Annotated in this window: 15 protein-coding genes and 1 pseudogene; 2 read left to right on the top strand and 14 right to left on the bottom strand. The window is 34.7% G+C overall.

Annotated features, from left to right (window positions below; translation table 11 throughout):
* Positions 1–105: 105 nt before the first annotated feature.
* From EZS29_RS05915 to rdgC, 4 genes are all read right to left on the bottom strand, one after another.
* Entirely contained in the window at positions 106–702 is a 597-nt protein-coding gene (locus EZS29_RS05915; protein ID WP_130607528.1) for a hypothetical protein, read from the bottom strand.
* Between the two features lie 85 nt (positions 703–787).
* A complete protein-coding gene (locus tag EZS29_RS05910; protein WP_130607526.1) occupies positions 788–1,546 on the bottom strand; it encodes a fatty acid desaturase family protein in 759 nt (252 codons plus the stop codon).
* 115 nt (positions 1,547–1,661) lie between these two features.
* Complete coding sequence (gene bcp, locus EZS29_RS05905) at positions 1,662–2,156, bottom strand: thioredoxin-dependent thiol peroxidase (protein ID WP_130607524.1); 495 nt, start codon at positions 2,154–2,156, stop codon at positions 1,662–1,664.
* 9 nt (positions 2,157–2,165) lie between these two features.
* A complete protein-coding gene (rdgC, locus tag EZS29_RS05900) occupies positions 2,166–2,864 on the bottom strand; it encodes a recombination-associated protein RdgC (RefSeq protein ID WP_130607522.1) in 699 nt (232 codons plus the stop codon).
* Between the two features lie 596 nt (positions 2,865–3,460).
* On the opposite strand from rdgC, the pseudogene EZS29_RS16130 reads away from it, so the two are divergent.
* Positions 3,461–6,556, top strand: a pseudogene (locus EZS29_RS16130) (collagenase).
* A gap of 128 nt (positions 6,557–6,684) precedes the next feature.
* On the opposite strand, the gene EZS29_RS05885 reads toward EZS29_RS16130, so the two are convergent.
* The 3 genes from EZS29_RS05885 to EZS29_RS16210 form a co-directional block, all read right to left on the bottom strand.
* Positions 6,685–7,029 (bottom strand): phosphatase domain-containing protein, encoded by a 345-nt coding sequence (locus EZS29_RS05885; RefSeq protein ID WP_130607516.1) that lies wholly within the window; start codon positions 7,027–7,029, stop codon positions 6,685–6,687.
* 775 nt (positions 7,030–7,804) lie between these two features.
* Positions 7,805–8,206 carry a hypothetical protein gene (locus EZS29_RS05880; protein WP_177615574.1) on the bottom strand — a complete coding sequence of 134 codons (402 nt, stop codon included), beginning with the start codon at positions 8,204–8,206 and terminating at the stop codon, positions 7,805–7,807.
* A gap of 95 nt (positions 8,207–8,301) precedes the next feature.
* On the bottom strand, positions 8,302–8,436 hold the full coding sequence (locus EZS29_RS16210; RefSeq protein ID WP_281276315.1) for a hypothetical protein: 135 nt from the start codon (positions 8,434–8,436) through the stop codon (positions 8,302–8,304).
* Between the two features lie 313 nt (positions 8,437–8,749).
* On the opposite strand from EZS29_RS16210, the gene EZS29_RS05875 reads away from it, so the two are divergent.
* Positions 8,750–8,998 (top strand): hypothetical protein, encoded by a 249-nt coding sequence (locus EZS29_RS05875; RefSeq protein ID WP_130607514.1) that lies wholly within the window; start codon positions 8,750–8,752, stop codon positions 8,996–8,998.
* A gap of 698 nt (positions 8,999–9,696) precedes the next feature.
* Here EZS29_RS05875 and EZS29_RS05870 read toward each other — a convergent pair.
* The 7 genes from EZS29_RS05870 to EZS29_RS05840 form a co-directional block, all read right to left on the bottom strand.
* Positions 9,697–10,905, bottom strand: coding sequence for a hypothetical protein (locus EZS29_RS05870; RefSeq protein WP_130607513.1), 1,209 nt, complete (start codon positions 10,903–10,905; stop codon positions 9,697–9,699).
* A gap of 111 nt (positions 10,906–11,016) precedes the next feature.
* Positions 11,017–12,684 carry a patatin-like phospholipase family protein gene (locus tag EZS29_RS05865; protein ID WP_130607511.1) on the bottom strand — a complete coding sequence of 556 codons (1,668 nt, stop codon included), beginning with the start codon at positions 12,682–12,684 and terminating at the stop codon, positions 11,017–11,019.
* 53 nt (positions 12,685–12,737) lie between these two features.
* Positions 12,738–14,144, bottom strand: coding sequence for a THUMP domain-containing class I SAM-dependent RNA methyltransferase (locus tag EZS29_RS05860; protein ID WP_130607509.1), 1,407 nt, complete (start codon positions 14,142–14,144; stop codon positions 12,738–12,740).
* Positions 14,113–14,769, bottom strand: coding sequence for a MotE family protein (locus tag EZS29_RS05855; protein WP_130607507.1), 657 nt, complete (start codon positions 14,767–14,769; stop codon positions 14,113–14,115). Before EZS29_RS05855 ends, EZS29_RS05860 begins: the two co-directional genes overlap by 32 nt.
* On the bottom strand, positions 14,766–15,224 hold the full coding sequence (gene fliJ, locus EZS29_RS05850; protein ID WP_130607505.1) for a flagellar export protein FliJ: 459 nt from the start codon (positions 15,222–15,224) through the stop codon (positions 14,766–14,768). The genes EZS29_RS05855 and fliJ overlap by 4 nt, the downstream gene beginning before the upstream one ends.
* Positions 15,221–16,564, bottom strand: a complete 1,344-nt coding sequence (locus EZS29_RS05845; RefSeq protein WP_130607503.1) for a FliI/YscN family ATPase — start codon at positions 16,562–16,564, stop codon at positions 15,221–15,223. Before EZS29_RS05845 ends, fliJ begins: the two co-directional genes overlap by 4 nt.
* Positions 16,565–16,567: 3 nt before the next feature.
* A complete protein-coding gene (locus EZS29_RS05840; protein ID WP_130607501.1) occupies positions 16,568–17,746 on the bottom strand; it encodes a FliH/SctL family protein in 1,179 nt (392 codons plus the stop codon).
* Between the last annotated feature and the right edge of the window lie 14 nt (positions 17,747–17,760).

The following is a 17,760-nucleotide window of genomic DNA, read 5'->3' as shown; positions in this document are numbered from 1 at the left end:
AATCAGCAAAGGCTATTAGCTTGGATCAATTACTAAAGAGAGGCTAATAGGTCAACATGGAAGTGCATTTTCGCACATCAATCTCTTAAATTAACGGTAGGAAGGTTATTTTTCTGCCAAACAGCTTAATGGCAACAGCACCTGCCACACCTGCTTGCGCCAAATTGGAAAAGACGAGAGATCTTTAATACTTGACAGATAGAAAAGCTGTGAGCTTTTCCCTTCACTGAGCTTGATAGGTTCCAATTGTAAATTTTCATTGAGCGATAGAGCAATGGAATCCTTAAATATTGCTGATAAAACAAGCAATGACCGGTGACCAAAACAGAGTATGGCATACGGGCTTATCTCAATTATTTTTCTAAGTAGATTAGGATTGATATTGTTTGAGAATTTATTTGAGAGCGCTGTTTGCTGATCTTTTAGAATAAGCGGAGGGACAAAATAAGAATTCTCATAGATACCCAATTTGCCTAATAGATTTATTATAATACCTTTGTTTAGATCGTTATCGCTTAATCGACCTTCTTCTAAATGCTCATCATTTTCGAAAAAATCTGTAAGAATAAGATATCTTTTTTCCTGATCGAGTAAATCGCTATTATAAATAGCAAGTGGTTGAGGGAAACGTTCTACACCTTCACTGACACAGGTATAAATTTTATCGCGAATTTGTCTTTGAACTTTTTGATATATATCCATTTTTCTTAACAAGCTCCAGAACGAATCAAAAAAACACCACCCTTTAAAATCTATAAGGTTAAAATACACGATTCACAAGATTAAATTATTTTAATTCTTTTTTTGCTGCTTCAATGCCAATGTCGTCTCTACGTGGGAGAGCTTTTGTATATTTCATAATTAATTTTTCTAATTTTGGAAAAAATCCAATCGAATTCAGAAAATAATTTAACCATCCCGTTGTTATGCAATAATATTTATTAAAGGGAGGCGTATGATGAATTTGGTGATGTTCAGGATTTAAAATCACCCGCACATTTTGTAATAAAATTAAAAATTTATTTCTCTTTTTAGAGTGAGCCCACTTATGAATTTGATTGGTAAATAATACAAAGAGAGTAAGAAAAAAAACAAAAAAAGCAATAAAGGAAGAAAGGGGGAAATCTTTTTCTATTTTTAACAACAAACAACTTAACAGAATGGGCACTCCACCTAGAGCACATGCCGCATTGGTTTCTATAAAATCATGGCGCGTGATCGCGTAAGGATCAACATGGTGTTCACGAAATGGGCGAATAAGAGCTGGGCCAAGTATTGGCATATCGACTGAACCCCATGTGTCCCCTGCCCAGTGTACAAGCCCCCCAATAAAATCACTAAATATCCAGGCAAGAATTAAAGAAGGTATAATAAAGTACCATAGATCTGCCGTTACTTTAATAATTCTAAAAGCAATTATTCCTACAAGTATAAAAAAAATTATCAAACCAATTGTTTCTAAAAACCGGAACCACTTTGGATAACCAGTTGCGAGTTCTTCTTTATTTCTCTGGATGATGGGAGTGATATGTTCATTTTCTTGCATTCATTCTTCTCCTATTCCAAATTTTATGGATGAATCTTATTCATTTTAGCATAGAAGATTGCAATTAAGGAATCGAGAAAAAAATGCATTGATTTTCAAAAAGTCAAAAAAAGAATTATTGAAGTTTTTTCAAAGTTTTAAAAACTTCATCAACATGTTGAGGGACTTTCACTTTTCTCCATTCAGCAACCACGGTTCCTTTAGGATCGATGATAAATGTTGAGCGTTCAATACCCATATATTTTTTTCCATACATACTTTTTTCTTTCCAAACGGCAAAAGCCTCACAAAGTTTACCTTCAGAGTCTGATAAAAGTGTGAATTTCAAATTTTCTTTTTCAGTAAATTTTTTGTGGCTGAGACAAGAATCTTTACTGACTCCCACAATTTGACATTCTAAAGATGAAAACTTTTTTGCATGGGATTGAAAATCCTGAGCTTCGGTCGTGCAACCTGAAGTCATATCTTTAGGATAAAAATAAAGAACGAGCCAATTTCCTGAAAAATCGGCGAGAGAAATTTTCTCTTCATTTGCGTTTAAAGCGCTTAACTTTGGACATTTATATGTTTTTTCAAGTATGGGATCGTACGTTTTTTTTGCAGCAGGCATTCATTACTCCTAAAATACAGGGGAATCGACATCACTTGAGTTTTTATTTGCATTGACATTTGGGTCGGCAGTGGCAAGCGAAACTGGAGAAACATCTAGGAGTGGTTGTATATTTACCTTTAAGCCCAAATGCAATCTCTCAAAATCTACAGATAGCGTACCTGGATTTAATAAAACCAATGGCAATGAAAAAGTCTCTTGAAACAACTTTTCAAACTCACTTATAACAGAAGAAGAAGCGGAGGTAAGCCAAATTTGATTGGTATCTAACTGCCAAATGACTTCAATGAGACGGACTGATGGTAAAGAAGACTTCAATAATTCTTCTTTTAAACGATCTTTTATGGATTCTCGCACCTTTTTGCCAACACGCCGAACAGTTCCATGTTCATCTTCTTTTTCATGCCCGAGTGCTTCAAATGCAGCTCGCAACTGCAGCTTCATAAATGTCGCAGGAATTTTCTTTTTATCGGCTCTGATGCCAAATAAAAATGAATTTTCATAAATCAATGAAAAAGGATCATCTATACGCGCTTCACCTGTGAATGGGTGGCAAAAACCAATCGACTCTTCACGAGTGTCATCTAAGCCGATGGGCGTTATAAAAGATTTTTTAATCTGCTCAACTATCCATGAAAAAGGTGTGTCTTTTGTTGGGGTGAGGATTTGAAATCGTTTGATTGCAAATGAACCAGAAGCTATAGACATATATAAACTCGCTTAAATTAAAAAAATAGTCCGAAAATAAAGGATACGGACTGAGTCCTTCCATAATTCACAAAAATACATTCATTTCAAGAGAGAATGCAAATTTATGCGAAAAAACTTAGCACTCTAATAAATTTTATCATTTTTAAATAAATGGTAAGCTATTTTTCAAGCAAATAAAGAGTTTAATTTAAAAATGCGTTTCACTGAGCAAAAACTATTTGAATAATTTGTATTATTAATTAATAAATTACAATTAGATTTTAAAATATTATCTTGTAATTAAAGAACATTACGATCATTATTAAATCAATTGAGTAACAAGTGAAATTTAGTTAAAATAAAAAATATTTATACAATAACATAAATATATATCATATTTTAATTTAAAAAAATAATTGAATTTAGTAAATATAACTTTTAAAAAATATTCTTAATAGAATTTGCAAATTTAATTTTTTTAAATTATTCAATAATTAGGTTTTTAAAACCGAATCAATTTTACACAGGAGTGTTAAGTGAAAAGTTTTTTATCTAATTGCACAAGCCAATCAGTGAAGATAGCCGCAATCACAACTCTCGCAGCAGCATTTCAAATGTCCATACATGCCCATTCGACATTAAACCCTCTAGAAGATCTCTCAACAAATCAGTGTTCGCTAGATTTAAATAGTTTAGTTGAAAAATTAAAAGCAAACGAAGAAAATATCACCTCAACAATAAGCAACGTAAGTGGCGATTGCTTAGCAAAACTTTTCCTCATATCTCCTTCCGAAATAGAAGCAATTTATAAAAAAGAAAATATAATTACTGTTGCAAAATCGGGAATAAATGAAATTAATAATTTCAATAAAAGCAGTCTAAAAATATTAAATAACTATGCCCAATTTTTAAATATTGGCTTTTACCTTGAATCCAAAAACCCTGATTTGCGCCTGGGTTATCATTCAGATGAAATTATAAAAAGAGAGATAGCTCAATTAACCGATCTTTATGCACGTAAATTGTTTGTACTGCAGGATGTTGACTTTGCAATCGATCAAAATGAATTAATAGAAACCACTAAAGGCGTTTTCAATCTCATTGGCTCCGCTCATGCTTATGCTGAAACCATCCATCTCATTCAGTATATTACTGGTAATAAATTGGATAAAAGTTTTCCACTTTATTACGCAATTGAGCCCATCCAAAAAGTTCTTTCTGCTACCCACGATGCCGGTGGTGTTTTCTATAAATCTGATGATACTATAAAAATATTTAAAGGGATTATACAGAATTTAAATCGAATTGTGAATGAAGATGAAAGTATACTAGAAGAAAAACTTTATGTGAATTATATCAAGGAACTTGGTAAATTCTTACGTTATCCTACTTATAAAAATGATATTATTAAAAACTTAACTGACGTGATTAAAAAATCTTCTTTTAAGAACGCAAGTGACATAACAGATCCCCCTCCAAAGTTGATTGCAGCTGTTGCCGCTTTAGAAGAAAATAATATTGTTAATGCAAATAATTGCAATGATTTTATGGATAAAAATGGACTCAATATTTGCGATGCAAAAGCAAATTTAAGCAATACCCTCTTCCCAAATAGATTCAAATTTGATGAAGGCAATATCGTTATTTTTTCATCTCTAGTCGAAAAAGAAGCAACTAAACAATATTTAGGCATGAAAGAAGTAGAAGCGCTCTTTAAAAGAACAATTCAAAATCTTGATCCTATTTCAAATGATCCAAACGAAAGATTACAAGTTTTTATCTATAAAGATGTAGAAGAATAAAAAAAATATAAATCTTACGTAAGCAACCTCAGCAATAAAGAAGATGGTGGTATTTATCTTGAAAATATCGGAACCTTCTATACCTATGCTGGAGATGCTGGCCTTGAAGATCGCATTCGTCATGAATATGCTCATTATCTCAATGGCCGTTACCTTGTAAAAGGTATTCATGGAGACACAAGTTCTTTCGATAAAAAGTGGAATCGCATGACTTGGTTCGAAGAAGGAAGTGCAGAATTTTATACTGGCGCAACTCAAGCGGATAATTTCATTAACCGCAAAGTCAAGTATGATGGTATTAAGGTATCTAATATCAAAACAATAAAAGAGCTCACAAACTCTGCCTATGGAACCCTTGACGGCCATGTTCTTTATAACCAAAGCACAGCTTTATTTAGCTATTTATATAATAAAAAATTTGAAATTTTCACTCAAATGATTTCTTCGATTAAAGCAAATAACGTAACTGAATTCGATAATATTATTGAAAAAATCTCAAATGGTTCACTCGATGCAGACTTCAAAAATTATATTTTAGAAGTACAATCGGGAGCTCTATCTGATGCGCGCTTAAACATGGGTGCTCACGCGTTTTTCGATGTTTCTGATATCGAAAAAATTAAAGAAGATATGGTAAAAGCTGGATTAAGTATGAATTACTGTGAAGTTATTGCGAGCTCCGAATACAAAAACTCACAAGCACGTTATGCCTGTTTTGGAAGCATAGAAGAACCTACGAATGACTATCATGCGACAAACCAAGCAGTAAATAATTCTATAAAAAAACTTCTGAGTAACAATCCAAATTACAATTTTACAAACTGTACATTCGGTGAAACTCAGAATAATACTCGTAAACTTTATTGTGAAGGCCCTTTGACAGCAGCATCTTTCAACGATCTTTCTTCAGAAAGACAAAAGACAGTTGCGGACTCAAATGAAATACAAAAATTAAAAACCTTTAAAAATTCGAAAGAACATTTCTGTTTCTTTACAGGCGATACTTTATCCGATGCATTATTTAATAATAGCCGCAGACAAGAAGCTCAAGGGTACAACTATACAAATAATGGTGATGCTACCGCTGGCCAGTTGATTGTAAATAAAAATGGCGAGATCACTTTCACAAATACAGATGATACTTCTTATGATCCTGTTAAAGGTTCTGTAAACATTTCAGAAAAAGAATTCGTCCATTTAAATGACAATTCTCCTTTAAAAATCGTTCTAAATATGTTTAAGTTTAAGAAAATAGACAAACGTATGTTTGCAACGGTTATTTATGAAAAAGAAATAGAAAAAGGAAGAGCAAACACAAGCCTGTATCGTAACGAATATAGCACTGCAGAGATTGCAAAGGACGGATTCCGCGTTTTTTCTGATAAATTCCGGTATCAAGAAGTCAACGACTTTGATTTTGAAATTGTGGAAAAACCAGTTGGCTCACGAGCAAGTATTTATGGTCGATATATGCTAGATTATTATAATCCCAATAAATCTCCTGACAATGATGATATTATTAAAGTAAAAGTTTCTAAGCACGACTGGTCACCTGAAATTATTGAAGTGAGAGTATCAAGCAACAAACCTACACTTTCTGAAAACATAGTAAAAGGTTTTGAGAGAACCGAAACTCACGTTGCTGAGTTTAAAATGGAAAATAAAGTAGTGAGTGGGACTTATATTTATGATCCGATTGAGCATCTTTTAGATTCTGGATTTAAATACAACTATGAAGTGAAAAGTGGCAATAATGTTAAGTGCGGTATATTAAATCTTGTTGATTATGGTGGGTTTAGTTATAAACAAACTAAAGATTGCACAAGCGACAGCGCTCTCATCTACGTAACAAAAGTAACAAATACTGGCGTTACCCCTGTATTTAAAATTAAAGCTATCTTTAAATAATTCTGTGGAATTTATGAGGCATAATTCATACGTCGTTTTTGTCTTTGCTTCGACGGGTTCGAGTCAGAGAATGGCTCCTCTAAATTATTCTATTCTTCGCTCTGATGATTTATGCTAAGTAACTTTAATTAAAATTTTCCTTCATTGCACTGCAAACAAACAAGTCCCAATTTTCTCCATGCATCAACCACTTGCTGACGATCATCAATACAAAAAAGCACATCAAAATTTGTTTCAATCTCTTGCCGAAAAATTTCTTCCTTTACAATTGCATCCAGCCGATAGTCATGGTTCTTTCTCATTAATAACATGTCATAGCGCAGATCATTTTGTACAAGCCACTCTTGAGTGATAGCACGAGTGAATTCATTACGCCCCGTAGCCAAAATTATTTTGTGCGTTGATTTAAATTTTTCAATAATCGTGGCACACCACAAATTAAGTTTGTCTTGTATAATATTTTCGTCTCTCAAAAATGACTTCCAATCTTTTCTGCCACCATTGAGTAGGTAGAAGCACAGTGTTACCTCTGTGCAACCCCATTAGAACCGTACTTGCCCAATTAAGGCATACGGCTCCTTCACTAGCACCGCTTATAATTTGCTAATTACTGAGTTCCTTCGCTCCATGATCATTACTCACTTCCCAACTACTATGAACCCTCTGACTTTTCATATCTCATGTTGATTTGCTATGGTTTTATCCTTTTGCTTGTCAGTTCTGTATTTCTACAGTGAGAATATGAAATCTCCCGTGTTGACTGACAGATTTCTTTGTACATGCCGAGCTTAACAACCCCGCTCTTGCCAATTACATCTCACATCTATCGAAGTAATTGATTTTGGTTTCCGTTGGACGTACAGCGTCACCCAAGAGGTTGAATGTACTTTCGGGGCTAAATCGCTTCACGTTTTCACATTTCGGCCTGCACAATTCGCTCTATTCGCTCTATTCGCTCTATACGCTTAGTGCAATTCATCACTAAATTACACTCAATGTTCACTACAACGTGGTTACGTTATTCCTTCGTTGTGTGGACTTACACCACCAAACCTATCGCCCTTTGCACGGCGCACACATCCTCCCCTCCCTAAAAACCTCCTAACGTCGATTTTTTGAGGAAGAGGATTCCCTAGATACAAAAGAAAAACTAGCTAGAATTTTTCTTTGCACGAGTCTGCCTATCATGCCCAAATGTGACATTTAAATACCAATGTCCGCTTTTATCTTGACAAAATGAGCCTGTTTTTATTTTGGCATCTTCTGGAAGATCTCTTGAGTTCCAAAAAGAAAACTCATTTTTATGATAAGATATTTTTCCATTATGAATTTTAATTGCGGATGCTTAAACGGTATCCATCCTAAAGATCTTTTCCCACGCCAACGCAATAGTGTTTTAAACTGAATTCTGCGTGTGATGTATTCTTGAGAAATAGCCTGAACTGTTTGAGAGTGAAGACAGAGTTCTTTTGAGCTCCCTGCAACTAATCCATCCATTTCTGAAGATGAAAAAAAATACGGGATAGAAATTTTTTTACCCGATTTTTTATCATTTATTAACTTAACGGATTTATTTTTAAGAGCCTCTTTTTGAGTTTGCTTACAAAAATTCCATACCATATTTACAGAACGAGACATCTTAGAAAGCACTCTATTTGCTCTCCCTGAATCTTTAATTCTGTAGTGATATGTTGTTATAAATTGCTCTTAACTCCATTTACTTAAAAAAGAAGTATACAGAAAATTTACGAATAAAGCCAACTTATATCCCCGACTTTAGAAGTCGGGGCTTTACGTTCGTTGCTGGTAATAAACTGCTTTCGATGTTCACAGTCTGCCAATGTTCCATCCAAATCTATAATAATTGCCTTGAATCTCATCAGTTTTTCCTCATATAATTTTAAATTTTGAACTGAATGTCATGGTCAATAGAAAAGTTTTATTCACAATTGACAGCATACTATAATCATACTATAAAATTTACTGTTCTCCTATTTTAAAACTTAGTTAATATGGTTTCTTATGACTATTGACATATTTTCATTGCAATTATTATCAATAGCGTTGTTGATAATTTCTATTTTTGGCTTCATAAAGCCTAAAAAACAAAAAGTTAATGAGAATAAAAAATGAAAGAAAACATCTTGAAAGACTTTTATTCTTTCTTCTATCAACTTTATTAAAGAGGATTTTATGTACAAAAAAAACATTTTATTATTTGTTTGCTTATTTATACCAATTTATTCATATCCTGATGAGTTTAATAAAGATTATAATTCAAATAATAAAGCAGAAATTGATAATCTCGAATCAAGTGAAAGTGTTTTCAATAAACTTAAATTTGAAAACGGGGAAATAATAGTGAGTGATAATTCGATTGATGAACACAACGCTTCAGCAAGTCCGAAGGAAAAAGAAGATATTAATAAAAATATACAATAGTAAAACTATACATAAATCAACTCAAAAAAATGATAAATTTGATAAAAATATTTTTCTACTATTGTTAAATTCTTTCTAAATATTTTCAGGCTATCATTTTCTTAGTCAAAGTTAAGTGGCTAGATTTTCTAGATTGCTTATTCTGCTTATACAATTGGAGATTTATAAAGAATTTTATGCTTATATAAAAGATGTAAAGTACTGTTATAATAATAACAGCCATTGTTAGAATCATAAAGGCTAAAGCATTAAAATTATATGCAATCGGAAAAAATCCATAAGATATTATTTGCTTTTAATGGTAAAAAAAAACTTTCATATTTAAGAGAACACTCAGAAGATCTGCATATTAGAAAACATTTCTTCAATAAAGGGATAATGTATTATTCTGAATTAAGTTTGAGATCAACGATTTTACATGTGACAAAATTAATTAATAACGATATTAAAAATATATTGGTCATCTTGACTATCAAAAAAAATAATTGCTTTACCTCTAACTGATCTGTAAACACTCACGCAGGTAGAAAAAAACCGTTTTAAAAAATAAGTTTTCACTTTAAAACAATTTCGAGCGAATTAGGTATGTGCGAAAACGCCTAAGTCATCACAAATAAAGATTTTAGAATATAAGTAAACAGAATTTGACTGAAATATATGGAAAAAATTATATTTATAAAATTCCTAGAAATAATAATTTATTCTTCCACCGCAGGTGCTGCAGTCGAAACATCAGGTTTTGACTCTGAAGCAGCAGGCTGCTCGATCATGGGTTCAATCGGTTTAACGGGTTCTGTTGGCTCAGGATTTTCTGCTTTTTCTATTTCTTTTTCTTCAGGCTTATTTTCTACTTTAGGTGGTTCTTTTTGTTCTACTGAAACATCTTCAATACTTAATGGTATAGATTTAGTTGAATCCCATACACCACTTTGCAAATTTAAAGCTGAAATTTTTATAAACCACTTCCCCTGACCAATTGCTAAAGCAGGAAGCGAAGTTTTCACAGTCGAAAAAGTTCTAATTTTATTATTAAAATCTACATCATTTGATACTTCAACCCGATAAAATGAAACTTTACCCGTAGCTGACCAAACGAGACGATCGGATAGTTTCATTTGCGGAGGGATATCTGCACGAAGGCCTGATGGCATAGGTGGTAAAATTCTTAATTTGTGTACAGGTTTTCCATCTTCTTTCCAATACACTTCTCCTGGAGGTGGCACAGAAATACGATATTTCCCATCTGAAGCAGGCACTCCATTTAAGTAAATAGATTTGAAATTAGGATCTCGCGAAATAATAACTTTTTTATTTGCAGGTATGAGAATAATGGGTCCACCATCTTGTATATTGTAATTATAAGAATCAGGCCCTGATGATTCTTTTGTATCATTTTCAATTGGAAATGGGATATTTTGCTTCGGAACTGGTTTTGCTTCTTGCGCAACGGGCTTAGGTTCTGGAGCAATAGCTACTTGCGCCGGAGCTTTTGCTTTTGGCAAAGTTGTTACTTTAGGACTTGGTTCTTTTGCAGTCTGCGGAATAGGCGCTGCTGCTATGACAGCCGGTGCGATATGTTCTGGTGTGTGTGTAGGTATCACAGGTGGAGCTTCCGTTGCTTGTGGTGGCGTCGTTACTTTAGTCTCTTTTGGAAGATTAACTGGTTTTTCAGATTGTTTCACGCCAAAAGGAGAGTATGGGCCAAAAAAAAGGAGAGCTGCAGCTGACGCACCTGCTACAGCCACACCTGCAGTGATACCTGTCAAAATCATTTTTCTCTTACGAGTCAATTCATCTTCGGAAGCATCTGGAAAAGGTTCGTCTTTGGGTTGTACGGTTTCTTTTTCAGGAATTTCCTCTTTATTACGAGAGTGATTCTCGCCCTTTTTTAAACGAATATTTGTCATGATCGACACCTCTATATAATCCAATCCTTATACAGAGTTTATATCGGTTTATTCCTAATAGTATTAAGGTTACAGAAAATGCCTATAGGCAAAATATATGTAGGAAAATTGTCAGTTCAAGAGTTCTTGAATGAGTTTTTTGGATTTTAATGCAAAACCATGCTTTGCAAACTTATGGGCAATTGCATCGTAAGAAGATAATATTTGAGAAATTGTACAACGATATCCTAAATCAACAAGCTCAGTACGAATATAATATTTCATGGGATTTCCTGCCATTGCTTCCATAACTTCATCTGTAGGCTTAAAAATGACAAAATCAACGTCAGGATTATTATCCATTGAATGCATTAACATTGAACTTGATCTTGTCTGGACAAGACTTTTTACAGCTTGAACTAAAGTAAAATATCCGCCCTTTTTCATAACAGCTCCTGGTTGATTGCTTGTATAAGGTACCATTGGGTCAATATAAACCACAAGACCTGCACCTTTGCGAATAGCGGTATTAAAATCCGATGCACTGGTTAATTGACCATCGGTAAACCAATGTCCTTTAATTCTTTCTGGTAAATAAAATGGAGGCAAAGCAGTGCTTGCACGAATTGCTTGACTGATTCGAATATCTTTCCAAGGTTCTTCTCCAAAAACAATATTTTCACCTGTATCTTGATCGGTAACGCTAATATATAATTCTTTTTTTAAATGTGCCATGCTGTCATCAATACCAAAGTGGCGCATTTGTCTTTCAAAAAACTTTTTTAATTTTTCACCTTTAAAAAAACCAGTCGGTACTGAATTTTGTAATCGGCTGACGAGTTCTGCAGAATCAAAAGTTGAAAATGCACGAATAAAATCGAAAACTCGACGAAATATTTCCGCGCCCGCAGGGTCAAAAACTGTATTTAAGCCAAGGGGTTCAAGACTCGTGTGTTTTCTATATATTTGTTTGACGAGATCGTCTGAATGCACACCAACTGCGAGTGTACTCGAAACTATCGCGCCAGAAGAAACTCCACAGAAAATATCAAAATCGCCACATTCGCGATCTAGTAAACAATTATCAATAGCATTCACAACACCGATAGAATAAATATATCCTTCAAGCCCGCCGCCAGAAATACATATACTTGTTTTTTTATGATTGAGACGAAAATCATATAGCTGCCGAGTTGCAATTAAAAATAATTCAACCGAGTCAGGTGGATCAATAATAACTGCACGAACATTTGCAAGACTCAAACGAAACTCTCGATTTGTTGTCTTTGCAGAATTAGGTAACACAACAACCACACGCCGCATGGTGTAATGGAAACCTCTTGGAGTAAACTTTTCGATAGCAGATTTTAAATTCTCAAAAGTAACAGAAATTTTTTGATCTTTTTGTTCGAAAGTTGTTTTTGAAGAATGTAATACTTTCATGTCATCCTGATTTGATTTTTCTTCTTCTTCTATTTCAAACAATTCATTTTGATTGGGTTCAATTTCGTCTTGAACGAGACGTTCATCAAGTATGATTAAGTCTGCATCGAAGACGGGAAGTTCATGTGCAAGTTGATAAACGTCTGTATAAAAATTAATTGTTGCCCCAGGAAAAGCATTGGCAGCCAAAGCAAGTCTTCTCAACACATATGATGAAACTGAGAAAGAATTACTTTTCTGTTGATCGAGGTTGCGTGCGCCGGCATTTAAAAAATCGTGTTTCAATGATTCAATAAGACGTTCAACGCCTACATACATAACTCTATATTCTTTAAATCCTGAAAATTTGTCAGACACAGAGAAATTCCCCTTTTATAAAGAAAGAAGACATGGCCTCAGAAGAGACCATCTCAGGTCGAAGCTTTTTTTTCTCTTGGATACATAACATATTGTAAATACTTACATTGCAAACTTCCATTGTATACAGAAACTTTTCGGGTGGGGCGCAAACCGACTGATTTTAAAGCAGTTTCATTGGCAGTGAGGAGCCAAGCGTTCCAATTGGGGTATTTCTGTTTCCAAAGATCGCCCATTGCTTTGTACATCGGTGAAAGATCTTCACCTTCTTCGAGTCTTTCACCATATGGTGGATTCACTACTTGTATTCCACAAGACGCATGGGGTTTGCTCATAAATACATCTTTTGTTTGAAATGCAATAACCCTTCCAACGCCCGCTTCTTCTGCACAATCTCTCGCTACGTCAATATTACGATTGAGAATATCCCCTGCTCGAATAGGCGCTAAAATATCATCATGCACTTCAATATTGTTTTGTTGTGCATATAGTCTAGCTCTGACAGGTAGATCTGCTAAGGGTTTTTCATTCGATAATATTTTTGTTTTTAATTCACGCAATGCAGCTTTCATCTCTGGTACTTTATCTGGACAGAGATCCATAAAAGCAAATTCATTACGCCGCACGTTCGGTTTCCAATGCAAAATAGCCAAAGCTGCTTCGATGGCGAGAGTGCCTGAACCACACATTGGATCCATAAAATATGGAGAAATTAAAACCTGTTTAGGAATTTTCTTACCAGAGTTTTCATTCACACCCTTACGTTCTAAATATACAGCTTCACTCGATTTCCAAATGCTATTTGCGAGTTTATTCCAACCAGAAATTCTGAGCAAAGCTGCCGCCAAGGACTCTCTTAAAGGAGCTTCAACACCACCCACACGATAGCCACGCCGTGAGAGAGGCTCGCCGGTTGTGTCAACAGATATACTCAATTTTCTCCGCACAAGGCGGACAAATATTTTTACATCTGGATTTTCAGTATTTACATTCGGACGTTCACCGACTTTATTACGAAAAACATCACATATTGCATCTTTAATGCGTAAACTTGCAAACATAGAGTTATTGACAAAGGAATCACTCACAGAGGCATTGACTGAAAATGTTAATTCTTTTGGGAATATAAGCGTCCAATCGATTTGCGAAGCAATAAAATGAAGTTCCTCTTCACTTTTGACTTCAGCTTCGGCGAGTACTAAAAGCACACGGCTCGCACACATAGCGGCTAGATTGGCTGCTATACATGCACTCCAAGGACCTTCCATGTAACAGCCTGCAGAGCCTGTCCAAATATTTGATTTTATTTCATAAGTTGAGCATATTTCTTCGAGTTCTTCTTTCAGAATATCTTCAAATCCTCTTGAGGTTGAAACAAAAAAACGAGGGCGAGAAAAAGGGGAAGCTAAATACTCATCGGTGTGAAAACTATGGGGATGATGCTGTACCTTTGTTATCATTTTTATCCTTATATGGAGCACACAAACCAAGCTCTCTTAACATTTCAAATTCTCTGCCAGAGCGAATACGTGTATAATACTCCAAAAATTGTGTTGCTTTTGCGGGCGTTGAGTTTTCAAGGAGCTTTGTGACTTGGCGTGCAGGCAAACGGCTCAATAGAGCTATCACCAGATCTCGATCCATAGTGTCCATGACAGGAGCCACTTTGCGTGGTTCCATTTTCGAAACAAACTCCACAGCCTCTTTCACCCGCTCCTCCTTTAGTTTCTTCTCTTTTTGAAGAGTTTCGTCAAGCAATCTTCTTTCTTCTTCAATCTTTTTGAGCTGAGTATCTATATCAAGACGAGATTTATCATAAGCCTTTTTTGCATCTTCAAGGCGTATCAACTTTTGCTCAACATCACTGCGAATGAGTTCAAGTTCATCACGAATCCTCATTGCTTCTGAAGCTGTCAGTTCATTTTTCGGAATAATTGGCATATTTTCAGACTGAGCTGCCATTTTATTTTTCGGCATATTTTCAGATTGTGCTGAAATTTGATTATTTGGCATATTTTCAGCCTTCGTAAGCATTTGCCCTGAGAATAAAATAAAAAGAAAAATAAATTTTAATAGTTTTCTCATTCTTCGCCTTTCTCTTGAAATTGATTTCTCAAATATTTTTGATTACCAACTTCATCAAGAATAGTTTGCTCTTTGTAAGCTTCTTTTTTAAGAAAATCTTTTTCTTTTACTTCTTTTAATTTTTCAATTATTTTCTGATTTCTCCGTGCTTGTATAAGTGTTTGCTGATAAACTTCTAAATCAGATTGGCAGCTTCTTAAATTATCAAGAAGTTCCATAATACGCCCTTGTCTCATGTTTAATGATCGTTCATAAATTGTTACTTTATGAATTTTTGAATCTTTAACACAAATATTCAATTCATCTCTTTCAGAAAAATACAAATCTCTTTCCTGATAAATCATGTTTTTTAATGCATCGATCACTCTCTTTGTATATTCCACTTTCATTTCTGCTTCATGAGTTTCTTGTTCCCTTAAGTGCAATATTCTTTGTAAGGAAAAACGAAAATTCATACACGTTCTTCTCCGAGTAAATCATGTAAAGAATTCAGGGAATCATGAAATGTGCATTTTAACATTCTATCTTGTTTTAAAAAAGCATCGATTTGAGGAAGAAGTTTCATAGCTTTATCAAGCTTAGGATTCATCCCAACGTTGTAAGCACCAATATTTATTAAATCTTCATTTTTTTGAAATTCAGCCATGAGATCACGTAAAATGGAAACTGCTTTTAAATGCTTTTCATCTGCAATATCGATCATAACACGACTCGCACTTGATAGAATATCAATTGCTGGAAAATGATTTCTTTCCGCAAGTGAACGAGATAAATTAATATGTCCATCGAGAATACTTCTAGCAGAATCACAAACTGGATCATTAAAATCATCGCCCTCTACTAAAACAGTGTAGATGCCTGTAAGTGATCCTTTCGATTCACTGTTTCCTGCACGCTCCAATAACTTAGGTAATAATGAAAAAACCGAAGGTGTGTAACCTTTTGTGGTCGGAGGTTCTCCAACTGACAACCCTATTTCTCTTTGCGCCATTGCCACACGTGTTAAAGAATCCATTAAAAGCAATACTTTTTTTCCTTGATCTCTAAAATATTCAGCTATAGCTGTTCCTACATGTGCCGCCCGCACGCGACTTAAAGGGGATTGATCACCTGTCGAGACAACGACAACGCTTTTTTTAAGACCTTCTTCCCCAAGGTTTTCTTCAAGAAATTCTCGAACTTCTCTACCTCGTTCCCCAATCAAAGCAATTACGTTTATTTCTGCATCAGAGTAGCGAGAAATCATTCCCATAAGCACGCTCTTACCTACCCCCGAACCCGCCATAATTCCTATTCTTTGCCCTTCACCAAAACTTAACATTGCATTGATTGAACGAATTCCTGTGTCAAATGGTTTTGAGATTCTTCTCCGGGTTAAGGGATTGAGTGGTTCGCGCACGATCGAATAGGAAGCCCCCAAATTGCTAATGAATTCTTCTCCTACCATTGGACGCCCGTACCCATCGATGATACGACCAATCAAATGTTCACCGATTAATATTTTTTGTTCGCGTTCAATACATTGAACGAGAGAATTTGCACACACGCCAATCGGATCGGAAAATGGGACAATGAGCGCTTTATCTTTGCGAAAGCCAACAACCTCTCCTTCAATAGCATAGTTTCTTTCTCGATTAAAAATACGGACAAGCGCGCCCAATGGAGCATCGGTTAAAGTCGCTTCAATGACAGTTCCCACAATTTGTACAACTTTCCCATATTTTTCAAAAGGATCTTTTATTATTTGACTATCCCTTTTCTTTTTTAATTTTAAAAGCGCTTCATTGGAAAACATTTTTTAAGCCTTTTTCTCTGCTTCAGAATATTTAATTTTATCCGATTGAGTTTCTTCTTGAAAAAGATCTTCTTTTATATTTTCAACTATATTTTCAACACTTTTCTTTAAATCTACAAAGGAAACGCCCGTGGCACTTTCGACATGAAATGAGCCGCTTTCCAATGATTCATTTTCTCTAATTTCAATTTTTGAAGCATCTTTTTTTGCTTCTATATGACGGCGCAATCTATCAGCGTCATTTGAATTCATTTCAATTGTTATTGAGTTTTTTGAGGTATATGACTTTAATATTTCATCAAATAAATGCGCTAATGATTGATCACTAGATTTGATTTGTTCCTTTAAAATTTTTTCACAACACAACTTTGTTAATTCAATAAATATATCTTTTCCTTGTTTAATTAAAGAATCACGTAACTCTGATAATCTATTTGCCACTTCTGAAATATTTTCGAAAGCTCTGTCATATTTCGATTCTGCAGCCGCCATACCACGCTCTTCACCACTTTGATATCCCTCACGCGATCCTGTTTCAAAACCTTCTATTTTGCCGGTGGCAAAACCTTCTTCCTTTCCTTCGCTAAAACCAGCATTTTTCGCATCGTTAAATATTTTCTCTCTTTGTTCCTTTAATTTTGTAGCCTCTTCTTCATTTGTCATTTCTTTATTATCTTCACTTTTTGCTTCGACGGGTTGTTCCGTTGGGACAAAACTGAGGTCTTGATCTTTGCTGTCTTGTTCTTCTTTTACACTTTTCTCAGGTGCTTTTGCTTGTGAAGTTGCGCCTGTGTTTTCTCTTTTCTTTTTGCTGACGTTTACTTCTAATTCATGTTCCATTTCAGACAGTTCGAGGGCCATAGCCTCTTCTTCATCCATCATTGTGCGTCGTCTGCGAATTTCCATTTCTTTCCGACCTTTTTCAAAATCCAAGGTCATATCCGTAGGAAGAAGCATCTTTGCGCGACTGCCTAGCGGTTTTTTAAAGTCTCGAGCAGTCATGATTTTAACATTCATCTCTTGCGGATCGTGCATTTTTTGTAGAATGACACTTTTACGGGGATTATCTGGAAAAATAACTGTTTGATCATTAAAATGAAGCCAAGGATATTTCTCAACCTCAAGCGAATCCATTAACTTTTTATTTTCTTTTTTTACGAGTTTACCTGCTTTTGAAGCCACATCTACCTCACTTC

Origin of the sequence: Fluviispira sanaruensis, assembly GCF_004295685.1 — a bacterium.
Classification (GTDB): Bacteria; Bdellovibrionota_B; Oligoflexia; order Silvanigrellales; family Silvanigrellaceae; genus Silvanigrella; species Silvanigrella sanaruensis.
Note: the sequence above shows the minus strand (reverse complement) of the source record. Positions and strands in the feature narration are given on the sequence as shown.